The organism is Pseudoalteromonas sp. TB51 (assembly GCF_000498055.1).
Lineage (GTDB): Bacteria > Pseudomonadota > Gammaproteobacteria > Enterobacterales > Alteromonadaceae > Pseudoalteromonas > Pseudoalteromonas atlantica.
In genome coordinates, this window is the sequence record NZ_AUTO01000059.1 from 1 (window position 1) to 21591 (window position 21591).

Consider the following 21591-nt stretch of genomic DNA (forward strand, 5'->3'; position numbering starts at 1 on the left):
CCCGCCACAGCAATTAAAATAAGGTCGTGGTTACTCACCTCATACACAGGGACCTTAATAAATGCGCAAAGCATAACACTTGCCACTAAGGTTTGATAAAACATGGTTTGTGGGCCGCCATACTGGCTAAAAAAGCGCTTATGGGTAATATTTCTAATCGAAAAAAACAAAGCCGAAACCACACCCATGATAACCCCTAAGGTTACATCGTCGCCTAAATTTGCGCTGGGTACGAGTAAATATATACCAAATACAACCACAGCTGCGCTTATAATATCTTTTGCTTGGGGCCTGCTTTTATTAAACAAGGGCTCTAAAAACACCGTCATTACTGGGTAGCTAAAAAAAGCCAGCATACCCACAGTTACGCCCGCCATTTGCATGCCTGCAAAGTAAGTAACCCAATGCATGCCTACTGCCACACCTAAAAATAACGCAATGAGGTAATCTTTTGGTTTGTTTAACTTAATTTGTTTTTTTTGAAAATACAGCATAGCCAAAATTGCCATGCCAGCAATAGCGGTACGATACACCGTAATATCAATTGCATTTAACCCTATTAACTTTGCAAAAAGGGCGGTGCCCCCAAAAAGTAACACGGCAATATGTAAGTAAATCAGGCTTTGCTGTTGTGGCTGCATTTAAATGAGAACTCCTTTTTTATTATCTTATCACTGGGTGCGAACTCACAGGATGAAATTTTTAAAACATGACAAATGTCAGCAAAGTTAATGACATTTCACACTCTTATAATTTTTTGGTTTTGGCATAGTTAACTTATCTTAATGGGAGGTGGCTATGAATACGTTAATTTTAATAAGTCTCGCTATTAGCGAGTTTTTAGAATCACTTAGCTTTAGTGTTTCAATAAATGATTACTTTATACTCATTAGTATTTTTGTGTTATTTATATTTATTAATAAAAATAATGTTATAAACAATAACAATGAACTAGGGGCACTGGCATGAGTACAACAAATACGCTTTCAAAGCCCAGTAATAAAAAGTTTTGGGAATACGCACCTTTAATTTTTACTGGGTTTTATTTGCTTCCGACTCTTTTTAATCTATCTAACTTGCCAGTCAATACCATTGTAATGAGCGTGGCGTTTTATATTGTATTTATTTTGCTTTACATAAAAGCCATGCACTGTGAAACAAAGCGTATAACAACGCTGTTTGTTATTATGTTAGTGGTGTGTTTTAGCGCTACATTTTATACCACAGGTACCTCTACATTATTTGGTTTTATCGCGTTTATAGCTGGTGAGTCATACGCTAAAAAAAGCAGATTATATGCCGTTTTTAGCCTTATATTTACGGTGGCGTTAAGCGCCTATTTGGCAGATATAGCAAACATAAAATACTTTTTAGCCGGCACTTTATTAATATCAGGAGCGCTGCTGGCTTTTGGCATTGCAACCCAAAAAGAGCGCCTGCATAAAAAGCGCGAACAAGAAAGCGCTAACCAATTAGAGCAATTAGCTGCTATTGCTGAGCGCGAACGTATAGCGCGCGACCTACACGATATTTTAGGCCACTCACTATCATCTATTGCTTTAAAAGCTGAGCTTGCTAATAAGCTAAATCAAGGAGAGCGCTACGACCAAGCCAATAACGAAATAGCACAAGTAGCAGATCTGGCAAGGCAGTTACTTAGCGATGTAAGAAACGCCGTAAGCGATTTAAAACAACTTAATTTAATAAGCCAAATAGCCCAGCTTAAACAAAGGCTAATAGAGCAAGAGTTTAACGTTAACTTTAATGTTGTATTAAATACCTTACCCCCTAAAGTAGAAGGGATCGCAGGGCTTATAATTAAAGAAGCGGTAACTAATTTATTACGCCATAGCAGTAATAAAAACGCCGAAATAAATATAGAGCAAACACAGCATCAGCTGCATATAAGTGTGGTTGATAACGCACCTTGCAGCACGTTAAACGCAGGCAACGGTTTAAATGGTATTAAAGAGCGTGCAGAGCAACTTAATGGCCATGCCGCGTTTACCTGTGGCGAGAAGTTTACTTTAAACGTAATGCTGCCAATTTCAGCTAAGGATTAACAATGATCAAAGTATATTTAGTGGAAGATCAAGCACTCGTGCGCGACGCTGTAGGGGCATTGTTAAGCCTTGATTTTAATATTGAAGTGATAGGCCAGGCCAGTAACGGCCAAGATGCCCTTAATGCAATAAAAGCACTGGCCGATGAGGCATTGCCAGACATAATTTTAACCGATATTGAAATGCCACACATGAGCGGTATAGAGCTAAGTGAGCAAATAGCGGCCACGTTCCCAACCATTAAAATGGTTATTATGACCACGTTTTCGCGAGCTGGTTATATTAGGCGCTCGCTCGCCCTAGGCGTTAAAGGTTTCATTTTAAAAGAAGCACCAAGTGATGAGCTTATCAATGCACTTAAAAAAGTAATGCAAGGGCAAAAGGTTATAGACCCAGAGCTTGCCATTAACGCGCTTGATGACGCCGACCCGCTCACCGATAAAGAGCGCAAAGCACTTAAGCTTGCAAGCGATGGCTTAAAAACAAGCGAGATAGCCAAACAGCTGTTTATAAGCGAAGGCACAACACGTAATTATTTATCCGATGCTATCGCAAAACTCAATGCCACTAACCGCGTAGATGCAGCGCGTATTGCAAAGCAAAAAGGCTGGTTATAATCACGCTTATATTAAGTGATGATTAAGGCCATTAAGCGTATGTTTTACTTATTAAAGCGGTTTATTAAAAGTTTCATACGCTTTTACCTGTCTCATTTTACGTATATGGGTTAAAATACCTACATAACCAACTAACAAGATAGTGAATGTCAAACCAAGATCCAAATCTCAGCCGAGAACAAGAAAAGTACGAAAACCCAGTCCCTAGTCGTGAGTTTATACTTACTCACCTTCAAGAGCGTTCAAAACCTGCTAACTTCACGCAACTTTGTGATGAATTAGCTGTAAACGATACCGAACGCCAAATTGCATTTAAGCGCCGCCTTCGTGCCATGGAGCGCGATGGCCAATTGTATTTTAATAAGTTTAAATGTTACGCCCTAATTGACGAAGCCGGTTTAACCAAAGGCAAAGTAATTGGCCACAGAGACGGTTTTGGCTTTTTAGAAGTTGAAGGCGAGAGCAAAGATTGGTTTATAGCCAAGCATCAAATGAACATGGTGCTGCACGGCGACATCGTACTTGCTAAAGGCACAAAACGTGGCTCAGGCTCAAAATGTGATGCCCGCATAATTAAAGTACTTACCAACGAGCGCGCACCTATTGTAGGGCGTTACTTTGTTGAGCATGGTATTGCAGTTGTTGTAGCCGAAGACCCACGTATTACCCAAGATATTATTATTCTGCCAGGCAGCGAAAACGGCGCACGCCATAACCAAATGGTGCAAGTGCAAATCACTCAAAATCCTAGCCGTAACATGAACGCGGTAGGTAAAATTATTGACGTACTGGGCGAGCATTTAGCGCCAGGTATGGAAATAGAGGTGGCACTGCGCAATCACGATATTCCTCATGTTTGGCCAGAAGAAGTGGAAGAACAAGTTGCTCATTTAGGTGAGTTTGTTGATGAAGCCGACAAACAAGGCCGTGTAGATTTACGCGACCTGCCACTGGTCACAATAGATGGTGAAGACGCCCGCGACTTTGATGATGCCGTATATTGTGAGCGTAAAAAATCTGGCGGCTGGCGCTTATGGGTAGCCATTGCCGATGTATCGCATTATGTAGGTATGAACACGCCGCTAAATAAAGAAGCGATTGCTCGCGGTAACTCAGTGTATTTTCCTGAGCAAGTAATTCCAATGCTGCCAAAAGTGTTGTCGAACGGTTTATGTTCGCTTAACCCTAAAGTAGACCGCCTTTGTATGGTTGCCGAAATGACGGTATCAGACGCAGGTAAGCTTTCGGGTTATAAGTTTTACGAAGCGGTGATGAACTCACATGCGCGTTTAACCTACACCAAAGTAAATGCCATTTTACAAGGCGATGAAAAACTACGCGAAGAATACGCACCCGTTGTGCCACATTTAACTGACTTACAGCAAATGTATATGGCGCTTAAATCGGCGCGCCAAACCCGTGGTGCTATTGAGTTTGAAACGCTCGAAACGCGTTTTGTATTTAACGCACACCGTAAAATAGAATCAATTGTGCCGGTTGTTCGTAACGACGCGCACAAACTGATTGAAGAATGTATGATTTTAGCCAACGTATCGGCGGCTAAATTATTAGAAAAACACGAAGCCAGCGCGCTTTACCGTGTGCACGATGAGCCAGATCAAGAAAAACTAGGTAACTTTACTCAGTTTTTAAGTGAGCTTGGCATTCAAAGCACATTAAGCGATGAGCCTACACCGAAAGAAATTACCCAAGTGTTAGCCCGTTTAGGCGACCGCCCAGAGGCCGAGCTTATTCAAACCATGCTGCTTCGTTCAATGAAGCAAGCGGTTTATCAGCCAGACAATATAGGCCACTTTGGCTTAGCGCTGCCTGCGTACGCACACTTTACCTCACCGATTCGCCGTTACCCTGATTTAGTGGTACACCGTGCAATTAAAGCGGTAATAAAAGCACAAGGTCAGCAAACATCGGGCGCATACGCGTACACCGATGATGAAGTAGACCAACTAGGTGAGCAGTGTTCAACCACCGAGCGCCGCGCAGACGACGCAACGCGTGAAGTTGCCGACTGGCTTAAATGTGAGTTTATGCAAGACCACGTGGGTGATGAGTTTAACGGGGTTATTTCATCCGTTACTAACTTTGGCTTATTTATACGCCTAGACGACTTACAAATTGATGGCCTGATCCATGTTACTAATTTAGGTGATGAATACTTCCATCATGATGGTGCAAAACACACCCTAATTGGCGAGCATACACATACCGTTTACCGCCTTGGCGATAAAGTAACGGTACAAGTTGCTTCGGTAAGTTTAGATGAGCGCCGTATAAATTTAACGCTCAGTGGTGATGTAGCTCAAGATAGATACGCGCGTCGCCGTGGCTCAGCTAAAGGAGCAGGGCGCGGTAAATCAAGCCATGCACCAGCAAGTGTAAGATCGCAGCTTAAAGCGGGTAAAATCCCTGGAAAAAACACATCAGGCGATGAAAAACCTAAAGCTGGTAAAAAACCAGCCAGTAAAAGCAAAGGCAAACCAGCGGGTAAGTCTGGCGCAAAGCCAGCCGGTAAAAAAGCCGCTGAAACCACCGCTAAGAAAAAACCGAAAAAAAAGGCAGTTAAAAAGCCTAAAAGACCAGGCAAAAATGCCCGTAAACGTAATAGCCCAGGAGCAAACAATACGTGAGTAATGAATTAATTTTTGGCTTTCACTCTGTTGAAGCAATTTTAGCAAAAGAGCCAGAGCGTTTTTTAGAAATTTATGCCCTAAAAGGTCGTGATGATAAGCGCTTATCCCCGATTATTAATGAAGCACGTAAATTTGGTATTTCTGTACAATTTATGCAGCGAAAAGCGCTAGATAACAAAGCAAACGATGAGCAGCACCAAGGCATTATTGCCAATGTAAAAGCTGCGCGTGTTTACAACGAAAAAGATTTAGATGAGATCATTGCTCGCGAAGACACGCCGTTTTTATTAGTACTTGATGGCATAACCGATCCGCATAATTTAGGTGCCTGCCTACGTAGCGCAGATGCAGCAGGTGTACACGCTATAATTGTACCTAAAGATAAGTCGGCCAAGCTTAACGGCACAGCACGAAAAGTAGCCTGTGGCGCAGCCGAAACCGTACCGCTTATTCAGGTAACAAACCTAGCGCGTACGCTTCGCGAAATTAAAGATGCAGGCGTATGGGTTGTTGGCACCGCTGGCGAAACAGACACCCACGTGTTTGATGCAAACCTTACTGGGCCAATGGCAATAGTAATGGGAGCAGAGGGCGAGGGCATGCGCCGTTTGACGCGTGAGCATTGCGACGTGTTAGTTAAAATTCCGATGGCAGGAAGTGTTTCTAGCTTAAATGTATCGGTAGCCACCGGTATTTGTTTATTTGAAGTGCTACGCCAACGTAACGTAAATAACTAATATCCAGTTGCTTAATTAATATATTTATTTTTAGGCAGCTAAGCGTGTCGATAGACAAAATTCGTTATTTAATCGTTTAAATAAGGGATTTAGTTAGCGCCAAATTTAGCTTACAAAACGCCGAGGTTATTTTAACCTCGGCGTTTTTTATGTAGCGTAGTTGGTAATTTTACAGGTTAAGCAAATCGCCAACGCGCACTAATAGCCTAAACGTAATGCGATAAACTCAGCGAGTTTGTCTACTGCATGCTCCGACTCCCCACCGCTTTTTATTAAGCTAATACCTATGCTACCAAGAGCTGGTAAATATTTACTTTGTGCCTGAAAATTAAGATCGCTTGGCACCGTACTTTTAGCCAGTACAGTAATACCTAAGCCTTCTTTTAAAGCGGCAATAAGGCCGGTTAAATCGGCATTGCTGTAAACAATACGGTATTTTATATTGGCACTTTTAAGTGCATCTGTAGCGCGGCGCCTATAAATACAGCCCTCGGGCGCGGTGACTAAGGTTACTACCTCATTTTTTGCCTGTGCTAGGTCGCCCACCCATACTAGCTCGTCTTGCATAAAAATAGGGAACTTGTCTGAATTGAGGCGCTCGTTAAGCGCTAAAACAAGATCAAATTGATCTTGCCTTGAGGCCGACAGCAAATGTTTACTTAAACGCGATTTAACCTCCAGCGATACCTCAGGATAAAGCGAGACAAAATCACCAATAATAGAGGGCAAAATACGTGCTGCAAATTCGCTAGGAATACCCAAGCGCACTTTACCGGTTATGCTCTCTGAGGTGAACTGCTGCAAAATAGCATCGTTATACTGCATCATTTGTTTTGCCATAGGCAAAAGTAGCTCACCGTACTGATTAAGCACTTGGCGCTGGCCCTGCTTTTTAAATAATTTATAACCGAGTAAATCTTCAAGGCGTTTAATTTGCAAGCTTACCGCAGGTTGCGATAACCCCAGTAGGTCGCCGGCTTTTGCAAATCCACCTACCTCAACAACCATTACAAAGGTACGCAAACTGTCGGTTGATATGTTTTTCATATTTAAAATTACAATTTATATAGCTACATATATAAGTATTATTTATCAATTGATAAATAATTACAATTTGTTGTTGTCACAGTGGCGCAATATACTTTTGGTATCAAAAATACACAGGTGTTTGTTATGACTTTTAACCCAATAATGTTTGCCCGCCNACAGCAATGCTGCAAGTGCAGTTACCAATGCCGTGCAAGCAAATAACAACCTCGTTGTAATGGATTTTAGTGGCAGTGAAACCAGTGTATTTTTAAGCACTATTTTAGGGTTAGATCTCACAAAGCTTACAGCCAGCGGCTTAGGCCTAAAAGGCACGCTAGATGGTGATTTAAATTCTGATTACAGCTTTGCCGTTTATTACTTTAGCGAAACCGCATTTAGATTTGTATTACCGCACAGCGCAAGCTTGCAATTACAAGCACTGATAAACGAGCAGCAACTTCGTTTTGATATTGATTATGTACTACGTAGCGACCTTGCAACTCTTGTGCTGTGTGGAGCAAACGCATTTGATACCTTAATTAGCGCGTTTAAATTAACGCCAGGTCTGCGTTTATCAAACCCACAACTATGCTATGGCGCGCAAAGCGGCGAAGTATTTATTACCGCCATAGATAAAAACGACGAACAGCACTTTGTGTTAGTAGCCAAGCAACAAGAACTACAAAAATGGCAACAGCACTTACAAGCACAAGGTTTTGCCCTAATGCAAAACGAAGCTGCCTAATACATAAAATAACCGGTAAACATAACCGTGTTTGCCTGTTTAGTTAAATCTATTTAAGCCACGCCCGCACAGGGTTAATTTAAAAGTGAAGGAATGTTATGACTTCTAAAACTGTACTACATGCTAAGCACCTTGAAGCAGGCGCAAAAATGGTTGATTTTCATGGCTGGGAAATGCCAATCAACTACGGCTCACAAATAGAAGAACACAATGCAGTGCGTACCGATGCAGGTATGTTTGACGTATCACACATGACCATTGTTGATATTGAAGGCGAACAAGCAAAAGCATTTTTACGCAAGTTAGTAGCAAACGACGTAGCAAAATTAACCGTACCAGGTAAAGCGCTTTACACGGGCATGCTTAACGAGCAAGGCGGCGTAATCGACGATTTAATTATTTACTACTTTAGCGAAACGTTTTATCGCTTAGTGGTAAATTCTGCCACCCGCGAAAAAGATTTAGCTCACTTAGCTAAAGTATCGGCCGACTTTACAGTAACCGTAACTGAGCGCCCAGAGTTTGCAATGATTGCAGTACAAGGCCCTAACGCAAAAGCAAAAACAGCCACACTTTTAAATCCTGAGCAACAAGCAGCCGTTGAAGGCATGAAGCCATTTTTTGGCGTACAAGTGGGTGATTTATTTATTGCCACAACGGGTTATACTGGCGAAGACGGTTACGAAATTGTAGTACCGAACGAGCAAGCAGCCGATTTATGGCAACAACTGCTAGATGCAGGTGTAGCGCCAGCCGGTTTAGGTGCACGTGACACGCTACGTTTAGAAGCAGGTATGAACCTTTACGGCCTAGATATGGACGAAAGCGTATCGCCACTTGCAGCTAACATGGCATGGACTATTGCATGGGAACCAGAAGATCGTGACTTTATTGGTCGTGACGTACTTGTTAAGCAACGCGCCGAAAAAAGCACCCATAAACTTGTTGGTTTAGTGCTTGAAGAAAAAGGCGTATTGCGTAGCGGCTCAAAAGTAATTGTTGAAGGTGGAGAAGGGGTAATTACCTCAGGTACTTTCTCACCAACACTTGGTTTTAGTGTAGCTCTTGCACGTGTACCGCGTTCAACAGGGGATACAGCCCAAGTAGAAATGCGCAAAAAATTAGTTAACGTTAAAGTAGTAAAGCCTAGCTTTGTACGTAACGGCAAATCAATCATTTAAAAATTTGGTTATACCAATCACAATAATTATTGTGATTGGTATCCTCCCAATATAAACCAAAGGAACAAAATAATGAGCAATATCCCTAGCGATTTAAAATATGCCTCTTCTCACGAGTGGGTTCGCAACGAAGGTGACGGTACATTTACTGTGGGTATTTCTGAGCATGCGCAAGAGCTGCTTGGCGACATGGTATTTGTAGAACTACCAGAAGTAGGCGATGCAGTAGATGCAGGCGAAGACTGTGCAGTAGCAGAGTCGGTTAAAGCTGCATCAGACATTTACGCACCAGTTGGCGGCGAAATTGTAGCGATTAACGAAGAGCTAGAAGACGCACCAGAAACGGTTAACAACGACCCATACGGTGACGGCTGGTTATTCCGCATTAAAGCAACTGACGAGTCAGAGCTTGAAAACCTACTTAGCGCAGAAGACTACGCTAACACAATCGACGAAGAGTAATACTCTAAGTAGATGACAAAAGCCCCATTCACTGTTTTTGGGGCTTTTATGATTTAACGGCCTACTTCCCATACACAGTACGTTATTAAATCATCACATATTTTAATCAATACTAATTACCCGTTAGTATTTAGGATCATAGGAATCTAGACGCATGTCAAACGCCAAATCTCTTGAACAGTTAGAGCAAAAGCAAGATTTTATTCGCCGCCACATTGGGCCAAGCCCAGCACAAGTAAGCGATATGCTAAGTGCTTTAGAAGTATCAAGTGTGCAAGAGCTGATCGACCAAACTGTACCTGCAAGCATTCGCTTAGCGCAGCCATTAACAGTTGGCGAAAGCCGTACTGAAGTTGAAACACTAAGCTACTTAAAATCGGTAGCAAGCAAAAATAAAGTTTTCAAGTCGTACATTGGCCAAGGCTACCACCCAACGCACGTACCGCACGTAATTTTACGTAACGTACTAGAAAACCCAGGTTGGTATACTGCGTACACGCCGTACCAGCCAGAAATTGCGCAAGGGCGTTTAGAGTCGTTATTAAATTTTCAAACTATGACCCTAGATTTAACAGGCCTAGATTTAGCAAGTGCCTCGTTACTTGACGAATCAACCGCTGCAGCTGAGGCTATGGGCCTTGCAAAACGCGTATCTAAAGCTAAAAAAGCCAATGCCTTTTTTATTGCCGACGACGTACACACACAAACTATCGACGTAGTAAGCACCCGTGCTGAGCAGTTTGGTTTTGAAATAATTGTAGGTAAAGCAGAAGATGCCGTTAACCACGACATTTTTGGCGCACTTTTCCAATACCCAACTACATCAGGTGAAGTAGTCGATATAACCGACCTAATTGCCGGCGTACAAAGCAAAAAGGCCATTGCCTGTGTTGCTGCCGACATTATGAGCTTATTACTATTAAAAGCACCGGGTAAATTAGGTGCCGACGTAGTACTTGGTTCGGCTCAGCGTTTTGGTGTACCTATGGGTTACGGCGGACCACACGCTGCATTTTTTGCAACGCGTGACGCATACAAACGTTCATTACCAGGGCGTATTATTGGCGTATCTAAAGACCGTTTAGGTAACGACGCACTACGTATGGCCATGCAAACGCGTGAACAACACATTCGCCGCGACAAAGCCAACTCAAACATTTGTACAGCGCAGGTACTACTTGCCAACATGGCCGCGTTTTACGCGGTGTACCACGGTCCACAAGGCTTAAAAACTATCGCGCAGCGTATACATCGCTTTGCTGATATTTTAGCTGCAGGCCTAAAAGCTAAAGGTGTAGCACTTAAACACAGCACCTGGTTTGATACACTAACAGTAGTGAGCGACAGCAAAGACGACGTAATAGCGCGTGCACTTGCCAAAGGCGTTAACTTTGCCACAAACCACGACGGCGAATACTCTATTTCGGTATCAGAAACCACCACACGCGCCGATGTAGCAGAGCTATTTGATATTGTACTAGGTGAAGGCCATGGCCTAAGCGTAGATAGTATTGCAGCCGATATTGAAGCAAACGGTAGCGATTCTATTCCAGCTAGTTTAGTACGTGATGACGAAGTATTAACGCATCCAAACTTTAATAGCTACCACAGCGAAACAGACATGCTTCGCTACATTAAGCGCCTAGAAAACAAAGATCTAGCGCTTAACCACTCAATGATCTCGCTAGGTTCATGTACCATGAAACTAAACGCGACCGCTGAGATGATCCCAATTACATGGCCTGAATTTGCAAACTTGCACCCATTCTGCCCGCTCGATCAGGCCGAAGGTTACCAAATAATGATTAACGAGCTGCACGACTGGCTAGTTAATATTACGGGGTACGATGCAGTTTCACTACAGCCGAACTCTGGCGCACAAGGTGAATACGCAGGCTTAATTGCTATTCGTAAATACCACGAGTCACGCGGCGATGCGCACCGTAACGTATGTTTAATTCCAAGCTCAGCGCACGGTACTAACCCTGCATCTGCGCAAATGGCCAGCATGAAAATTGTAGTGGTTGATTGTGATAAAAACGGTAACGTAGACATGGCCGACCTAAAAGCGAAAGCCGAAGAAGTGTCTGAAAACTTATCGTGTATTATGATCACATACCCATCTACACACGGCGTTTACGAAGAAACCATTCGCGAAATTTGTGACATTGTGCACGAGCACGGCGGCCAAGTTTACATGGACGGCGCAAACATGAACGCGCAAGTAGGCGTAACAAGCCCAGGCTTTATTGGCTCAGACGTATCGCACTTAAACTTGCACAAAACGTTTTGTATTCCGCACGGTGGCGGCGGCCCAGGTGTAGGTCCAATTGGTGTTAAATCGCACCTTGCGCCATTTATGCCAAACCACAGCGTAATTAACGTACCGGGTACAAACATTAACAACGGTGCAGTATCAGCAGCGCCTTACGGCTCAGCCGCTATTTTACCTATTTCATGGGCTTACATTACCATGATGGGCTCAGAGGGCTTAAAACAAGCCACTGAAATGGCGATTGTGAACGCTAACTACTTAACGCACGAGTTAAGCCAGCACTTCCCAATTTTATACCGTGGCCGTAACAACCGCGTTGCGCACGAATGTATTGTTGACCTACGCCCACTTAAAGAGCAATCAGGCATTACCGAAATGGACGTAGCTAAGCGCTTGCAAGATTACGGCTTCCATTCACCAACCATGTCGTTCCCTGTAGCGGGCACGTTAATGATTGAGCCAACTGAATCTGAGTCAAAAGGCGAGATAGACCGCTTTATCGAAGCAATGGTGTCAATTAAAGGCGAAATCGACAAAGTAATCTCTGGCGAATGGTCAATTGAAAACAACCCACTTGTATTTGCACCGCATACACAAGCAGACGTGTTAGGTAACGAATGGGACCGCGCGTACGACCGTTTTTACGCTGCATTCCCAGTGCCTTCAGTAGCAAAAGACAAGTTCTGGCCAACCGTTACACGAATAGATGACGTATACGGTGACCGTAATTTAGTATGTTCATGCCCAGCGGTAGAGACATATCGCGACTAAGAGTTGTGATGTGATCATGTAATTAAGTGGGTTAACGTTTTAATTAAGATGGGTATCTTAATTAAGTTGGTTAATTCAGATTAAGAACAAAATTGAAAAGCGGATCTTTATGGTCCGCTTTTTTTGCTTCAAATTCGAAGGCTAATTTAATTTTTCAAAAAAATGAAAAAAACTTTTAGCAAATTATTTATATTAATATCGATAACTTATTAATAAACCTAAAAATATCTAAATCAATTACTGCATATATTTCAAGTAGTTCTAATCTTTGTAAATTAATAAATATAAAAATAAGCATATAATTTTATGCTTATTAAATCCTTTTAAAACAGCGTGTTATACGTATCTGTAACTTGTGCGAACTTGGTTTTTCATCTAATAAATTTAATGTGTCATTAATTTTAAAGGTGGAATCATGAAAACTTTAAATACTCAAAAATCTTCTTACTCAAGCGTCAAACGCTTTTGTCTTGATTTGCTCAAATCACCACAACTTCAAGTTCGACTTTTACCTCAGTGTTTTGAGCTTGATAAAATTGGGTTACAAACGTTGAGCCATAAAGTAGAGCTTATGTTATCGGCAAATAACATTGATTGTATTCTTATTCCTTCTGGCGCTTTTAAACAGCAAGAATTACCTAAAATTATTTCTTTACTGTATAACATCAATATCAAGGTGAAGTTTCAAACCAGACCTAATGAAATGGAAGCGAAAATGCTTCCACTTACTTTATTGAGATCTATGATCGTTTTAGACAATCAATAACTCCAATCTTCATAAGCCAGAGGCAAGCTATTAAGTAAGTCTCTGCGTTCACGCCAGTTAGGCATATGCTTGTCCATGAGAGAGCGGAATCTATCGTTGTGGTGGCGCTCTAGTAAATGAAGTAATTCGTGAGCAAGTATGAACTCAATGCACTCTGGAGGTTTCTTAGCAAGTTCGAGGTTAAGCCATATACGCTTAGCTTGAATATTGCAGCTTCCCCATTTGGTTTTCATCTTTTTGATGTTGATAGAACCAGCGTTTACACCTAGTTTTTTTTCCCATTGAGGTAATAAATTCTCAAGTGAGCGTTGCATTTCATCTCGATAGAAACGGTTAAGTAGTTTGAGCTTATTGTCGCTTGACGTATTTCCAGCAACGGCCATTACTAAGCTACCATTTCCCTTTGCAGTAACACTGTATTTGGCTTTTGCCTCAACAAGCTTTAAGCGGTATTTCTTACCCCATAGGTAGTGGCATTCACCATTAACCATTTCCCGAATTGATTGTCGTTCTTGTCCTGCAAAGTCAGCTTGCTGTTTCTTAATCCACGCAAGCTTATTAACAATAGCCAGCCTGATCTTTTGTTCACTTGTATCGTTAGGGATAGACAAGCGTACTTTGCCGTTTGGCGGTAGTACGCTTAAGTGAATGTTTTTAATAGCTCTGCGATTTAGCTCTACATCAATATCGCCAATACGAACTACTTCAACGCTTTGAGCATTGCTTTTAGTATGGCGCACTAATGGTATTCCTTCTGAGCTTTAATTAGCTCCATCACATCAACAATATTGATGTTATAACCAGCCGCTTCTTCTCGCACTGCGTTGGCTATCTCACGTTCCTTGAACCTATCTCCAAGCCAATCAGCTTTCTTGGTATAACGAACAGCGGTATCAATTTTAGTAGTAAGTACTTCATCATTACCTAAGTTGTCATAAATTGCTTGTTTGGCTGGCGTATCAACAGACGTAGGGTAGTTTTGCGCGGTATTTTCACTTGGATTAACCACTTTATTGGCTAGAGCTTTGATCTGCTCAAGGTATTCCTGATAGCTAATGGCTTGTTCTCTTCGCTGCTTAATGATTTCATCGAGCAACGTTGCCATGCTGTCGAAGTATTTAGGGTTTACAGGGTTTTCATCAACGATAGTTTTTCTTACGTTATTCTCAATAGCTTCAGCCATTGCATCTTCATTATTACGCAAGCCTTCAGGTAAATCTTCTAAACTTTTACCGTTGTTGTTCACTACTAGATCAATCAAGCCTAACTCTTCAAAATCCATCAGTAACTCACTGTCATCAGCTCGAATATACATATCCAATAGATGACGCATCGCAGGCTCAAAACGTTTCATTTCGAGCAAATCACCGCTGGCGAGTTTGACTTCATCACGCACCTTTTCGAAGTACGCGACCTCTTTCTTAATATTTTCGGTTTCTTCAAAGGTGTAACCAGCTTGCTCCATTTCATTAGCAAGGTTGGTGTATGCGCGAATCAGTTTAGCCACTGATTGATATAGAGTTAAACGCAGTGCTTCTTTTTCAGTGCGCTCACTTTCATCTTTAGGTTCAACACCCGATTCACCACAAAAATAATGGATAAAGTCTTTAGTATTTCTAGGTGCTTTCACTGGTTCACATAACGCTCGTACTGCCTCCAGCGCATTGTCTAAATCTGCACGAGATTCTTGTAAGCGATCTTTTAAAAGCCCTTTAACATCGTCAGCATCGTAGCCATCAAACGCTTCGGCTGTGTAATCTTTAATGGCTTTATCAAGTGAACGAAATAAGTCTTTGTAGTCTATGATATAACCGTAGTCTTTATCTTCACCATCTAGTCTGTTTACCCGGCAGATCGCTTGGAATAAGTTGTGATCAGCCATCTTCTTATCGATATAGAGGTAGGTCGCAGAAGGGGCATCGAAACCTGTGAGCAGCTTATCTACAACGATAAGCAGGCGCATTTGCCCCGGCTCTTCAATAAATCGTTTCTTAACGGCCTTTTCAAACTCTTCAACACGTTTCGCGGCTTCTTCTTCGCTTTGCTCAAAGTACTCAGCTAACATCTTGCGATAGGTGTCATATTTAAATAGCTTTTCAGTTAAACCTTCACCAGATTCTTCGCCTTTTATAGCGCCTGCGACTGGCTGATAACTGGTTACTACTGCACATTTTCCTGCAAGATCGGACTTACTAAACAAATCATAAACAACACATGCTTGATGGACGCTAGCGCACACAAGCATGGCGTTGCCTCTACAAGACATCAGTGCAGGTTTGATTTCCATATCCATTAAAATGTCGCTAACAATTTGTTCTAAGCGAGATTTGCTGGAGAGCACTTTTTGCATGGTGCCCCATTTTTGTTTGAGCTGCATTTTAGCAAGGTTAGAAAGTCCTTTAGTCTTAGCTTCAAACCACTGGTCTACTTTTTTTTCTGAGGTTAAATGCTGATCAATATCTCTTGCTTCATAACGCAGATCTAGCACCACACCGTCATTCACGGCTTCATCAAATTTATAAGTGTGAATATAAGGGCCGAAGACTTCCAAGGATTTCTTCTTGTCCTTTTTCATCAGAGGTGTACCTGTAAAGCCGATAAACATGGCTTCAGGTAAAATGGCTTTCATTGCTTCATGCAACTTGCCCGATTGAGTTCGATGACATTCATCGACAAAAACGAATAAATTACCTTTTGCAGCAAAGTCAGTTGGTAGGTTTTTGGTTAATGCTTCAAGGTAATCTTTTGTTGCCTCATCATCGTCTTCGTCAGTAACGGCTTCACCATTTCGCCCAAACTTATGAACGAGAGAGCAAAACAACCAAGGGTTGGGCTGATTGAGTGTGGCAACTAAATCCCGTCCGCTTTTTGTGCGATAGATCTCTTCATCAACACCTGAGAATACTTTTTCTATTTGTTCGTCTAATTCGGTTCGGTCAGTAACAATAAGCACCCGTGAATCTGTCACATTTTCGCGTATCCACTTGGCAAGCCAAACCATCGTTAAGCTTTTGCCTGAACCTTGCGTGTGCCAAATGATTCCATCATCGTGCGTTGTAACGTGTTTCTGTGCCGCTTGGATGCCGAAATATTGGTTGTGTCGGCATGTTTTCTTTACCCCAGCGTCAAAAACAATAAAGTCATGAATCAGTTGCAAAAAGCGCTTTTTATCACACAATTGCGCGATATGAGTATCGAGTAAGTTCTCTGTTTTTATATCTTTTGCTGGTAGTGGATTCGGGTTTTCTTTACCGCTACATTCCTTCCATTCAAGGTAATATTTTTCAGATGTTTCAATCGTGCCGTAGCGAACACCTTGGGAGTCATTACCTGCCATTACAAGCTGCATAGTGGTAAAGAAGTTACGAATAAACGCTTTCTTTTGATTGTCTAAGTTTTGGCGAATACCTTCGCTGACAGATACTGAAGAGCGTTTTAATTCAATTACACCAAGTGCAATGCCATTCACATAAATCACGATATCAGGGCGCTTTTTCAGCTCACCTTTTACGGTAACTTCTTCAGCAATAGCAAAGTCGTTAGCTTCTGGGTTTTTCCAGTCTATTAGCCAAACAGTTTGGTTCTGCTCACCAGCGCCTTCTTTTTCCTTTACGCCATAACGGAGTAGGCGATAAACATCTTTGTTCGCATCAAAGAGCTTTTTACCTTCACCGAGGGCTGCGGCAGTATCAAGTTGGCGTAATGTACGGGTAATTAGTGAGTCAGAAATTCCACGACCTTTAAGCCATTTAGTCAGCAAGTCTTTTTCAATATTGCTGTTACCTTCACGGTATTCCCAATTACCTAAGTAATCGTAATTAAGCTGTTCTTTAAAAAACTTAACCACGCGGTTTTGGGTTTTACGTTCTAATTGACCGACATTACTCATCGTTTAAATCCTTTAAACTTGCACATAGTTTTTGAATCTTTAATTTTACATCAGCAATACTTTTTTGACTTTTATCACTGTAGTGCTTGTAAAAACCGAGGCTAGACAACGACACTCCACTCAATTCAAATCCTTCACTCTCTAGTAACCCCGTTAAAGAATCTGGTGCCTTTTCGATTTCACCACCTTTGACTCTAATATCGAAGCAACTTCCTGTTTTATGGATTTCTATGTGATATCTTTCGCCATTATGAACAAGTCCCTTTAGTTTTAAATGTGCGCTTTCTTCTCGCGATTTAACTTGTTCATACCATAAAAGTGAAAAAGGCTCTAATGAGCTTTTATCTCTGCGTAAGTCAATTTCGAGTGCTTTGGTATATAACTCAGCATGAGTATGATTTCGCTGGGATTGCCCCAGCAACACAAACTCAGAGTTATTTTTCTCAATGAAGCCTTGCTGGCAATACGCTATTAACTCTTTATGTTGAATTAATGCTTTTCTTCACGGCTCAATTTCTTCAGACTCAATAGTATTGGAACAAATAGCAGAAAGTGATGTTTGTATTTCGTCAGCATTAAATAGCGGGTCATCAAGAACTGCTTTAACGTATCTTTGCTTTTGCTCAATTGAAGTTGTGCCGAAACGTAATAATCGTTTCCAACTATGATCACGAGGAATATTGTTTCTAGTATCGCGAGAAGACAGCATATTGTATTTGTCGCCTCGTTTATCGGTGAAGTATTCACCTTTACTTAATACTGATCTTTCCCACAAATAATCAATTGATGCTGAGCTGCTTTCAATTTGATCAAACACACGTTGAATCGCATTAGAATATCGTAGGAAGCTAGTTATATACTCGTTATCTTCTTCAGCACTCCAGTTGCAATGTTCATGCTCTCGGTAATAGCTTAGGATTTCAGCAAAATTTAAAATACAACCAATCTGGCCTTTCAGAAATGAATGTTGTTCTGCACAGGTAATTGCTTCTCGCCATTCACTAGACCTTAACAGCAGATGAGCCTTGATCTTTTCTTCGACTATCTGAGCACCTGTAAAACCTGATGTTTCAACATTTTTAGCTAGTGTTTCTAATATAGGCGTATCGTGCTGGCAAAGGTTTTCAATCCCAAACAGTGCTTTATTAAACTCGTCTGCGGTATTGATAATGGTGTTTTCGGTTAAATTAAAAATTACCCTTAACCATTCATTCAACTCTTCATTAGTTGGTGATTTCGCAAGGTAGCTGTAAAAAGCGTAAAACCTAAGTTTATCATCGTAGCTAGCATCGTTTTTCAATACATTCTTGAATGTTTTGTGTTCGTTGTAGTAGTAATCAGTGTCTAAGTAGCTATTTATTTTATTATCGACCAATCCATCTCTATAGATGAGGTCAAGGTAACTAATCAGCCGAATAATGAATTCTTTATTTAAAGATCCTAATTCTTCATATTGGGACAGTGTAAAGGGTTCTAATCTCCCGTTTCGACCAAAGAGTTTGCCACTATTAACATGAAGCTCGATAGACGAATCTTTATGATCAACGAGATATTGATAGGCGATGACAAGTCGAATGAAATTCATTAACTCATCATCAAAGGTATCGTCACTAGAGCAAACATTTCTATAAGGCCAGAACAAATCAGCCCAATCAGTATCTATCTTATGTATGAAGTACTCATAACCGCTAGCACTGTCTTGAAAAGGTAGAGTGTATTCAGGCCAAGGCCCGTCAAATGACTTAATCTTTTGCTCTAACTTGGCTTTAAAATTTTCAAATATTGTAAGCGGTTTACCACGAGCATTCATTTTTATATAAAGCTCATCTGACAAACCAAAAGAATGAAGATCTAAAAACTGAAAGGTAATGTAAGGTTCACTTGTATTGGTGATTCGCTCGTACAAATTGACATCGTTTTGCGAAAACAATGCTTGAATTGCATCAAGCATATTCAAACAAGCTTGTACGGTTGGATCTTGTTGCCATGACAAATAAAACCACTGACTATTTTTAATCTGCTTACTTATTGTTGCATTCGATATTTCAATATCTTTGGATGTTAATGCATCAAAAAACTCGGTTGTGCTTGGACGTATCTTATAAGTAAAGCGAGATCGTTGTTCATCAGTGACAAACCGCTCTCTAAATTCTGCGATATGACCGTTTTGTATTGCTAAATACCAATACAGTAAAAACAACGTGGTTAAGCGCTGCTGTCCATCAAGAACAGAAAATGCCTTACTTTGTCCTTCTTCAAAATTTCCGTAAACAAAGTCTAAATCTAGAGGCTGGCGTGACTCATCATTGCTATTTAGCGCTTGGTATAATGAATTTAAAAACAGTGTTCTAACTTCACCTTCTTCTTTTCGACCTTGAGCATAATCACGTTGCAATATTGGAATTTCTATCGCTTCAACAACATCAAATAGACCGTAAAACGTTAAGCTTTTTCCCTTATTCATGTCCTAACTCCTTTTGATGAACGCCCACTCCTTGAAAGAAACCGAGTAACATTTCTACCATAGCTCTTTGATGATCTTCGCTATCTTTAGCTTCCCAATACAGCATCTTATCTACCTGTTGGCTGTAATACTTAAGAAAAGCATTCTTAGTGCATAGCGGAACAAAGGTTGCCTTTTTATCTAATGCGATGATCCTCGCTCGTTTAATAGGAAATACTGTATTTTGATAGCTACGGTTAGTTCTGCTATCTAGCAAAGTTAGATTGCCAATTGAGTTATCAACATCTTCATTTCCATCAGGGTCGTAATGCGCTCGCACTCTGTCGTACACAGCTTCAAATTGATCATTGTTGAAGTTGGTTGCTTGCAGTAACTCTGTTGCTTCAAGTTTTATAGATAGCTCTTGACTGTTTTTATCAACGCCAGACTCTTCAGCTTCTTTGGACTCATCACTAGAGATATAAGCAACAACGTTTTCAAGCCATGCTTTTTGCTTGTCTTTACTATTTGGCATATCGGATGCCACTGAGCGGATATGTTCAATATCCCAACTATCTAATTTATATTTATCAAATTGAAAACGCGCATTGGTCGCAGGGTTGGCAAGTAAGCTAGCTACGTTAAACAGCAATAGTATTGGTCTGAGCTTATGCGCTCCAGATTCATAAGTGAATGCGTTTAGCCTCTCATCTAGCCATTCTTGAGATAATGTATCTATCTCTTTACCGTTAAAGGTCTTACTGAAGACTAACTTCAATAATGACTGTCGAAAATCATACTTTGTGAGTGCCTCTTGATGTAAATCGAAAATTTGAGCGATAGAAACTCTTTGCGAGACTAAATAGCCAATCAAGTGAAACAAAGCACGGTCGTTATACCACTCTTCTAACGTCATAAAACACTGTTTTATCTTTAGCCATTCACTAGCAACATCGACAGGCTTATCTTTATCATCACTATTTGAAAGTAATCGGTTGAACGTCAGAAATATTTTTAACTTATCTGTGTCTATAATTCCTTCGCTATCTAACTCTCTGGATGCCAAATCCAGCACAAATTCGATACGATTGGTGGTAATAGATTTGTTGCTAATAAAATACCAAAACGCATCATCTTGTAAGCGTTTTTCAATGGTATCCCACTCTTGAGAAATTCTTAATTGCTGAAGATCTTGAATTGGTTTTTTTATATTGGAATCATTAACATCTTGGGCAAAGTTACTCGACTTTAAAAATAGCGCTTTAACTAACTCGGCATTAACCAGAGGGATTTTACCCATGTTTAGTCGAGTAAATACCTCAGTGACATTTTCAGTTTCGTCAATTTGATACCATATGACTTGAACACTTTTCTTTGAGTCGTGGGGGCCTAGTAATGTCTGAATGAAGTTAACTTTATATGTGCCATCTTGTGCATCAAACCATTCTTCTACTGCTTTTTTAGCTTCTACGATATGAAAAAAGTCGATGTTCTCCTCACCGCGTTCTTCATTTATATCTTGAAGGAATTCAGCACTTTCTTCTCTGGTCTCATAACTCAATTCATAACGAGACTTGCCGAGTAAAGTAAGGATGTTTTTTAAGTAAGTTAGAATGATGTATATGGTTGTTAGCCTCTGTTGTCCATCAACTAACTCCCAATCGCCATTATGCTGCTTAACCACAATGGGCTGTAAGCAATAAAAAGCGTTCTTGTTGCTATTTTCTGCTTGTTGCTGAAACTCTTTTATATCATCGAGCAGTTCAGTAACCTGCCTTTTTGACCAACGATAGCCACGTTGATAGGCGGGAATAAAAAACGACAGGTCAAGCAGGTCGTTAATGGGCTTTAATTCTAATTCGTTAAATTCAGACATCCATGTTCCTTATTATTCGTTATCAATTGGTAAACGTGTGCGGCCTGTGAGTAGCTCTTGCATCATGCCTTGCTTGATTTGGCGGG

Annotated in this window: 16 protein-coding genes and 1 pseudogene; 10 read left to right on the plus strand and 7 right to left on the minus strand. The window is 41.0% G+C overall.

The genetic code is table 11. The features are described 5' to 3' along the window. The coding region (locus L650_RS0102050; RefSeq protein ID WP_029772008.1) for a DMT family transporter at positions 1–641 on the minus strand (641 nt) is incomplete at its 3' end. A 157-nt stretch (positions 642–798) separates the two neighbouring features. Here L650_RS0102050 and L650_RS24225 point away from each other — a divergent pair. From L650_RS24225 to rlmB, 5 genes are all read left to right on the plus strand, one after another. After that, on the plus strand, positions 799–969 hold the full coding sequence (locus tag L650_RS24225; protein ID WP_164835528.1) for a hypothetical protein: 171 nt from the start codon (positions 799–801) through the stop codon (positions 967–969). Continuing rightward, positions 966–2063, plus strand: a complete 1098-nt coding sequence (locus L650_RS0102060; protein ID WP_029772009.1) for a sensor histidine kinase — start codon at positions 966–968, stop codon at positions 2061–2063. Before L650_RS24225 ends, L650_RS0102060 begins: the two co-directional genes overlap by 4 nt. A 2-nt stretch (positions 2064–2065) precedes the next feature. Continuing rightward, positions 2066–2680 (plus strand): DNA-binding response regulator, encoded by a 615-nt coding sequence (locus L650_RS0102065; protein WP_029772010.1) that lies wholly within the window; start codon positions 2066–2068, stop codon positions 2678–2680. A gap of 146 nt (positions 2681–2826) precedes the next feature. Beyond that, complete coding sequence (gene rnr, locus L650_RS0102070) at positions 2827–5328, plus strand: ribonuclease R (protein ID WP_029772011.1); 2502 nt, start codon at positions 2827–2829, stop codon at positions 5326–5328. Continuing rightward, the gene (rlmB, locus tag L650_RS0102075; RefSeq protein WP_029772012.1) at positions 5325–6068 is read left to right on the plus strand and encodes a 23S rRNA (guanosine(2251)-2'-O)-methyltransferase RlmB; all 744 of its coding nucleotides are present in this window, start codon (positions 5325–5327) and stop codon (positions 6066–6068) included. The genes rnr and rlmB overlap by 4 nt, the downstream gene beginning before the upstream one ends. A 198-nt stretch (positions 6069–6266) precedes the next feature. Here rlmB and L650_RS0102080 read toward each other — a convergent pair whose 3' ends face one another. After that, positions 6267–7115 carry a LysR family transcriptional regulator gene (locus tag L650_RS0102080; RefSeq protein ID WP_029772013.1) on the minus strand — a complete coding sequence of 283 codons (849 nt, stop codon included), beginning with the start codon at positions 7113–7115 and terminating at the stop codon, positions 6267–6269. A 126-nt stretch (positions 7116–7241) separates the two neighbouring features. Here L650_RS0102080 and L650_RS0102085 point away from each other — a divergent pair. From L650_RS0102085 to L650_RS0102110, 5 genes and pseudogenes are all read left to right on the plus strand, one after another. Then, positions 7242–7842: pseudogene (locus tag L650_RS0102085) on the plus strand (hypothetical protein). A 98-nt stretch (positions 7843–7940) separates the two neighbouring features. Further along, positions 7941–9023, plus strand: coding sequence for a glycine cleavage system aminomethyltransferase GcvT (gene gcvT, locus L650_RS0102090; protein ID WP_029772014.1), 1083 nt, complete (start codon positions 7941–7943; stop codon positions 9021–9023). A 72-nt stretch (positions 9024–9095) separates the two neighbouring features. Next, positions 9096–9485, plus strand: coding sequence for a glycine cleavage system protein GcvH (gene gcvH / locus L650_RS0102095; RefSeq protein WP_004587592.1), 390 nt, complete (start codon positions 9096–9098; stop codon positions 9483–9485). Positions 9486–9639: 154 nt separating this feature from the next. Further along, entirely contained in the window at positions 9640–12531 is a 2892-nt protein-coding gene (gene gcvP / locus L650_RS0102100) for an aminomethyl-transferring glycine dehydrogenase (RefSeq protein ID WP_029772015.1), read from the plus strand. Between the two features lie 415 nt (positions 12532–12946). Continuing rightward, the gene (locus L650_RS0102110; protein WP_029772016.1) at positions 12947–13297 is read left to right on the plus strand and encodes a hypothetical protein; all 351 of its coding nucleotides are present in this window, start codon (positions 12947–12949) and stop codon (positions 13295–13297) included. On the opposite strand, the gene L650_RS0102115 is transcribed toward L650_RS0102110, so the two are convergent. The 5 genes from L650_RS0102115 to L650_RS0102130 all read right to left on the minus strand — a co-directional run bounded on the left by L650_RS0102115 (position 13291) and on the right by L650_RS0102130 (position 21505). Beyond that, positions 13291–14037: a M48 family metallopeptidase gene (locus tag L650_RS0102115; protein WP_008112425.1), complete on the minus strand. Its 747-nt coding sequence runs from the start codon at positions 14035–14037 to the stop codon at positions 13291–13293. The two genes, L650_RS0102110 and L650_RS0102115, sit on opposite strands and share 7 nt — an antisense overlap. Further along, entirely contained in the window at positions 14037–17186 is a 3150-nt protein-coding gene (locus tag L650_RS0102120; protein WP_029772018.1) for a type I restriction endonuclease subunit R, read from the minus strand. The genes L650_RS0102115 and L650_RS0102120 overlap by 1 nt, the downstream gene beginning before the upstream one ends. After that, on the minus strand, positions 17179–17610 hold the full coding sequence (locus tag L650_RS24415; protein WP_223230512.1) for a hypothetical protein: 432 nt from the start codon (positions 17608–17610) through the stop codon (positions 17179–17181). The genes L650_RS0102120 and L650_RS24415 overlap by 8 nt, the downstream gene beginning before the upstream one ends. A 78-nt stretch (positions 17611–17688) precedes the next feature. Further along, positions 17689–19650, minus strand: coding sequence for a DUF262 domain-containing protein (locus L650_RS0102125; protein ID WP_223230513.1), 1962 nt, complete (start codon positions 19648–19650; stop codon positions 17689–17691). Then, complete coding sequence (locus L650_RS0102130) at positions 19643–21505, minus strand: DUF262 domain-containing protein (RefSeq protein ID WP_029772019.1); 1863 nt, start codon at positions 21503–21505, stop codon at positions 19643–19645. The genes L650_RS0102125 and L650_RS0102130 overlap by 8 nt, the downstream gene beginning before the upstream one ends. Positions 21506–21591 lie beyond the last annotated feature (86 nt).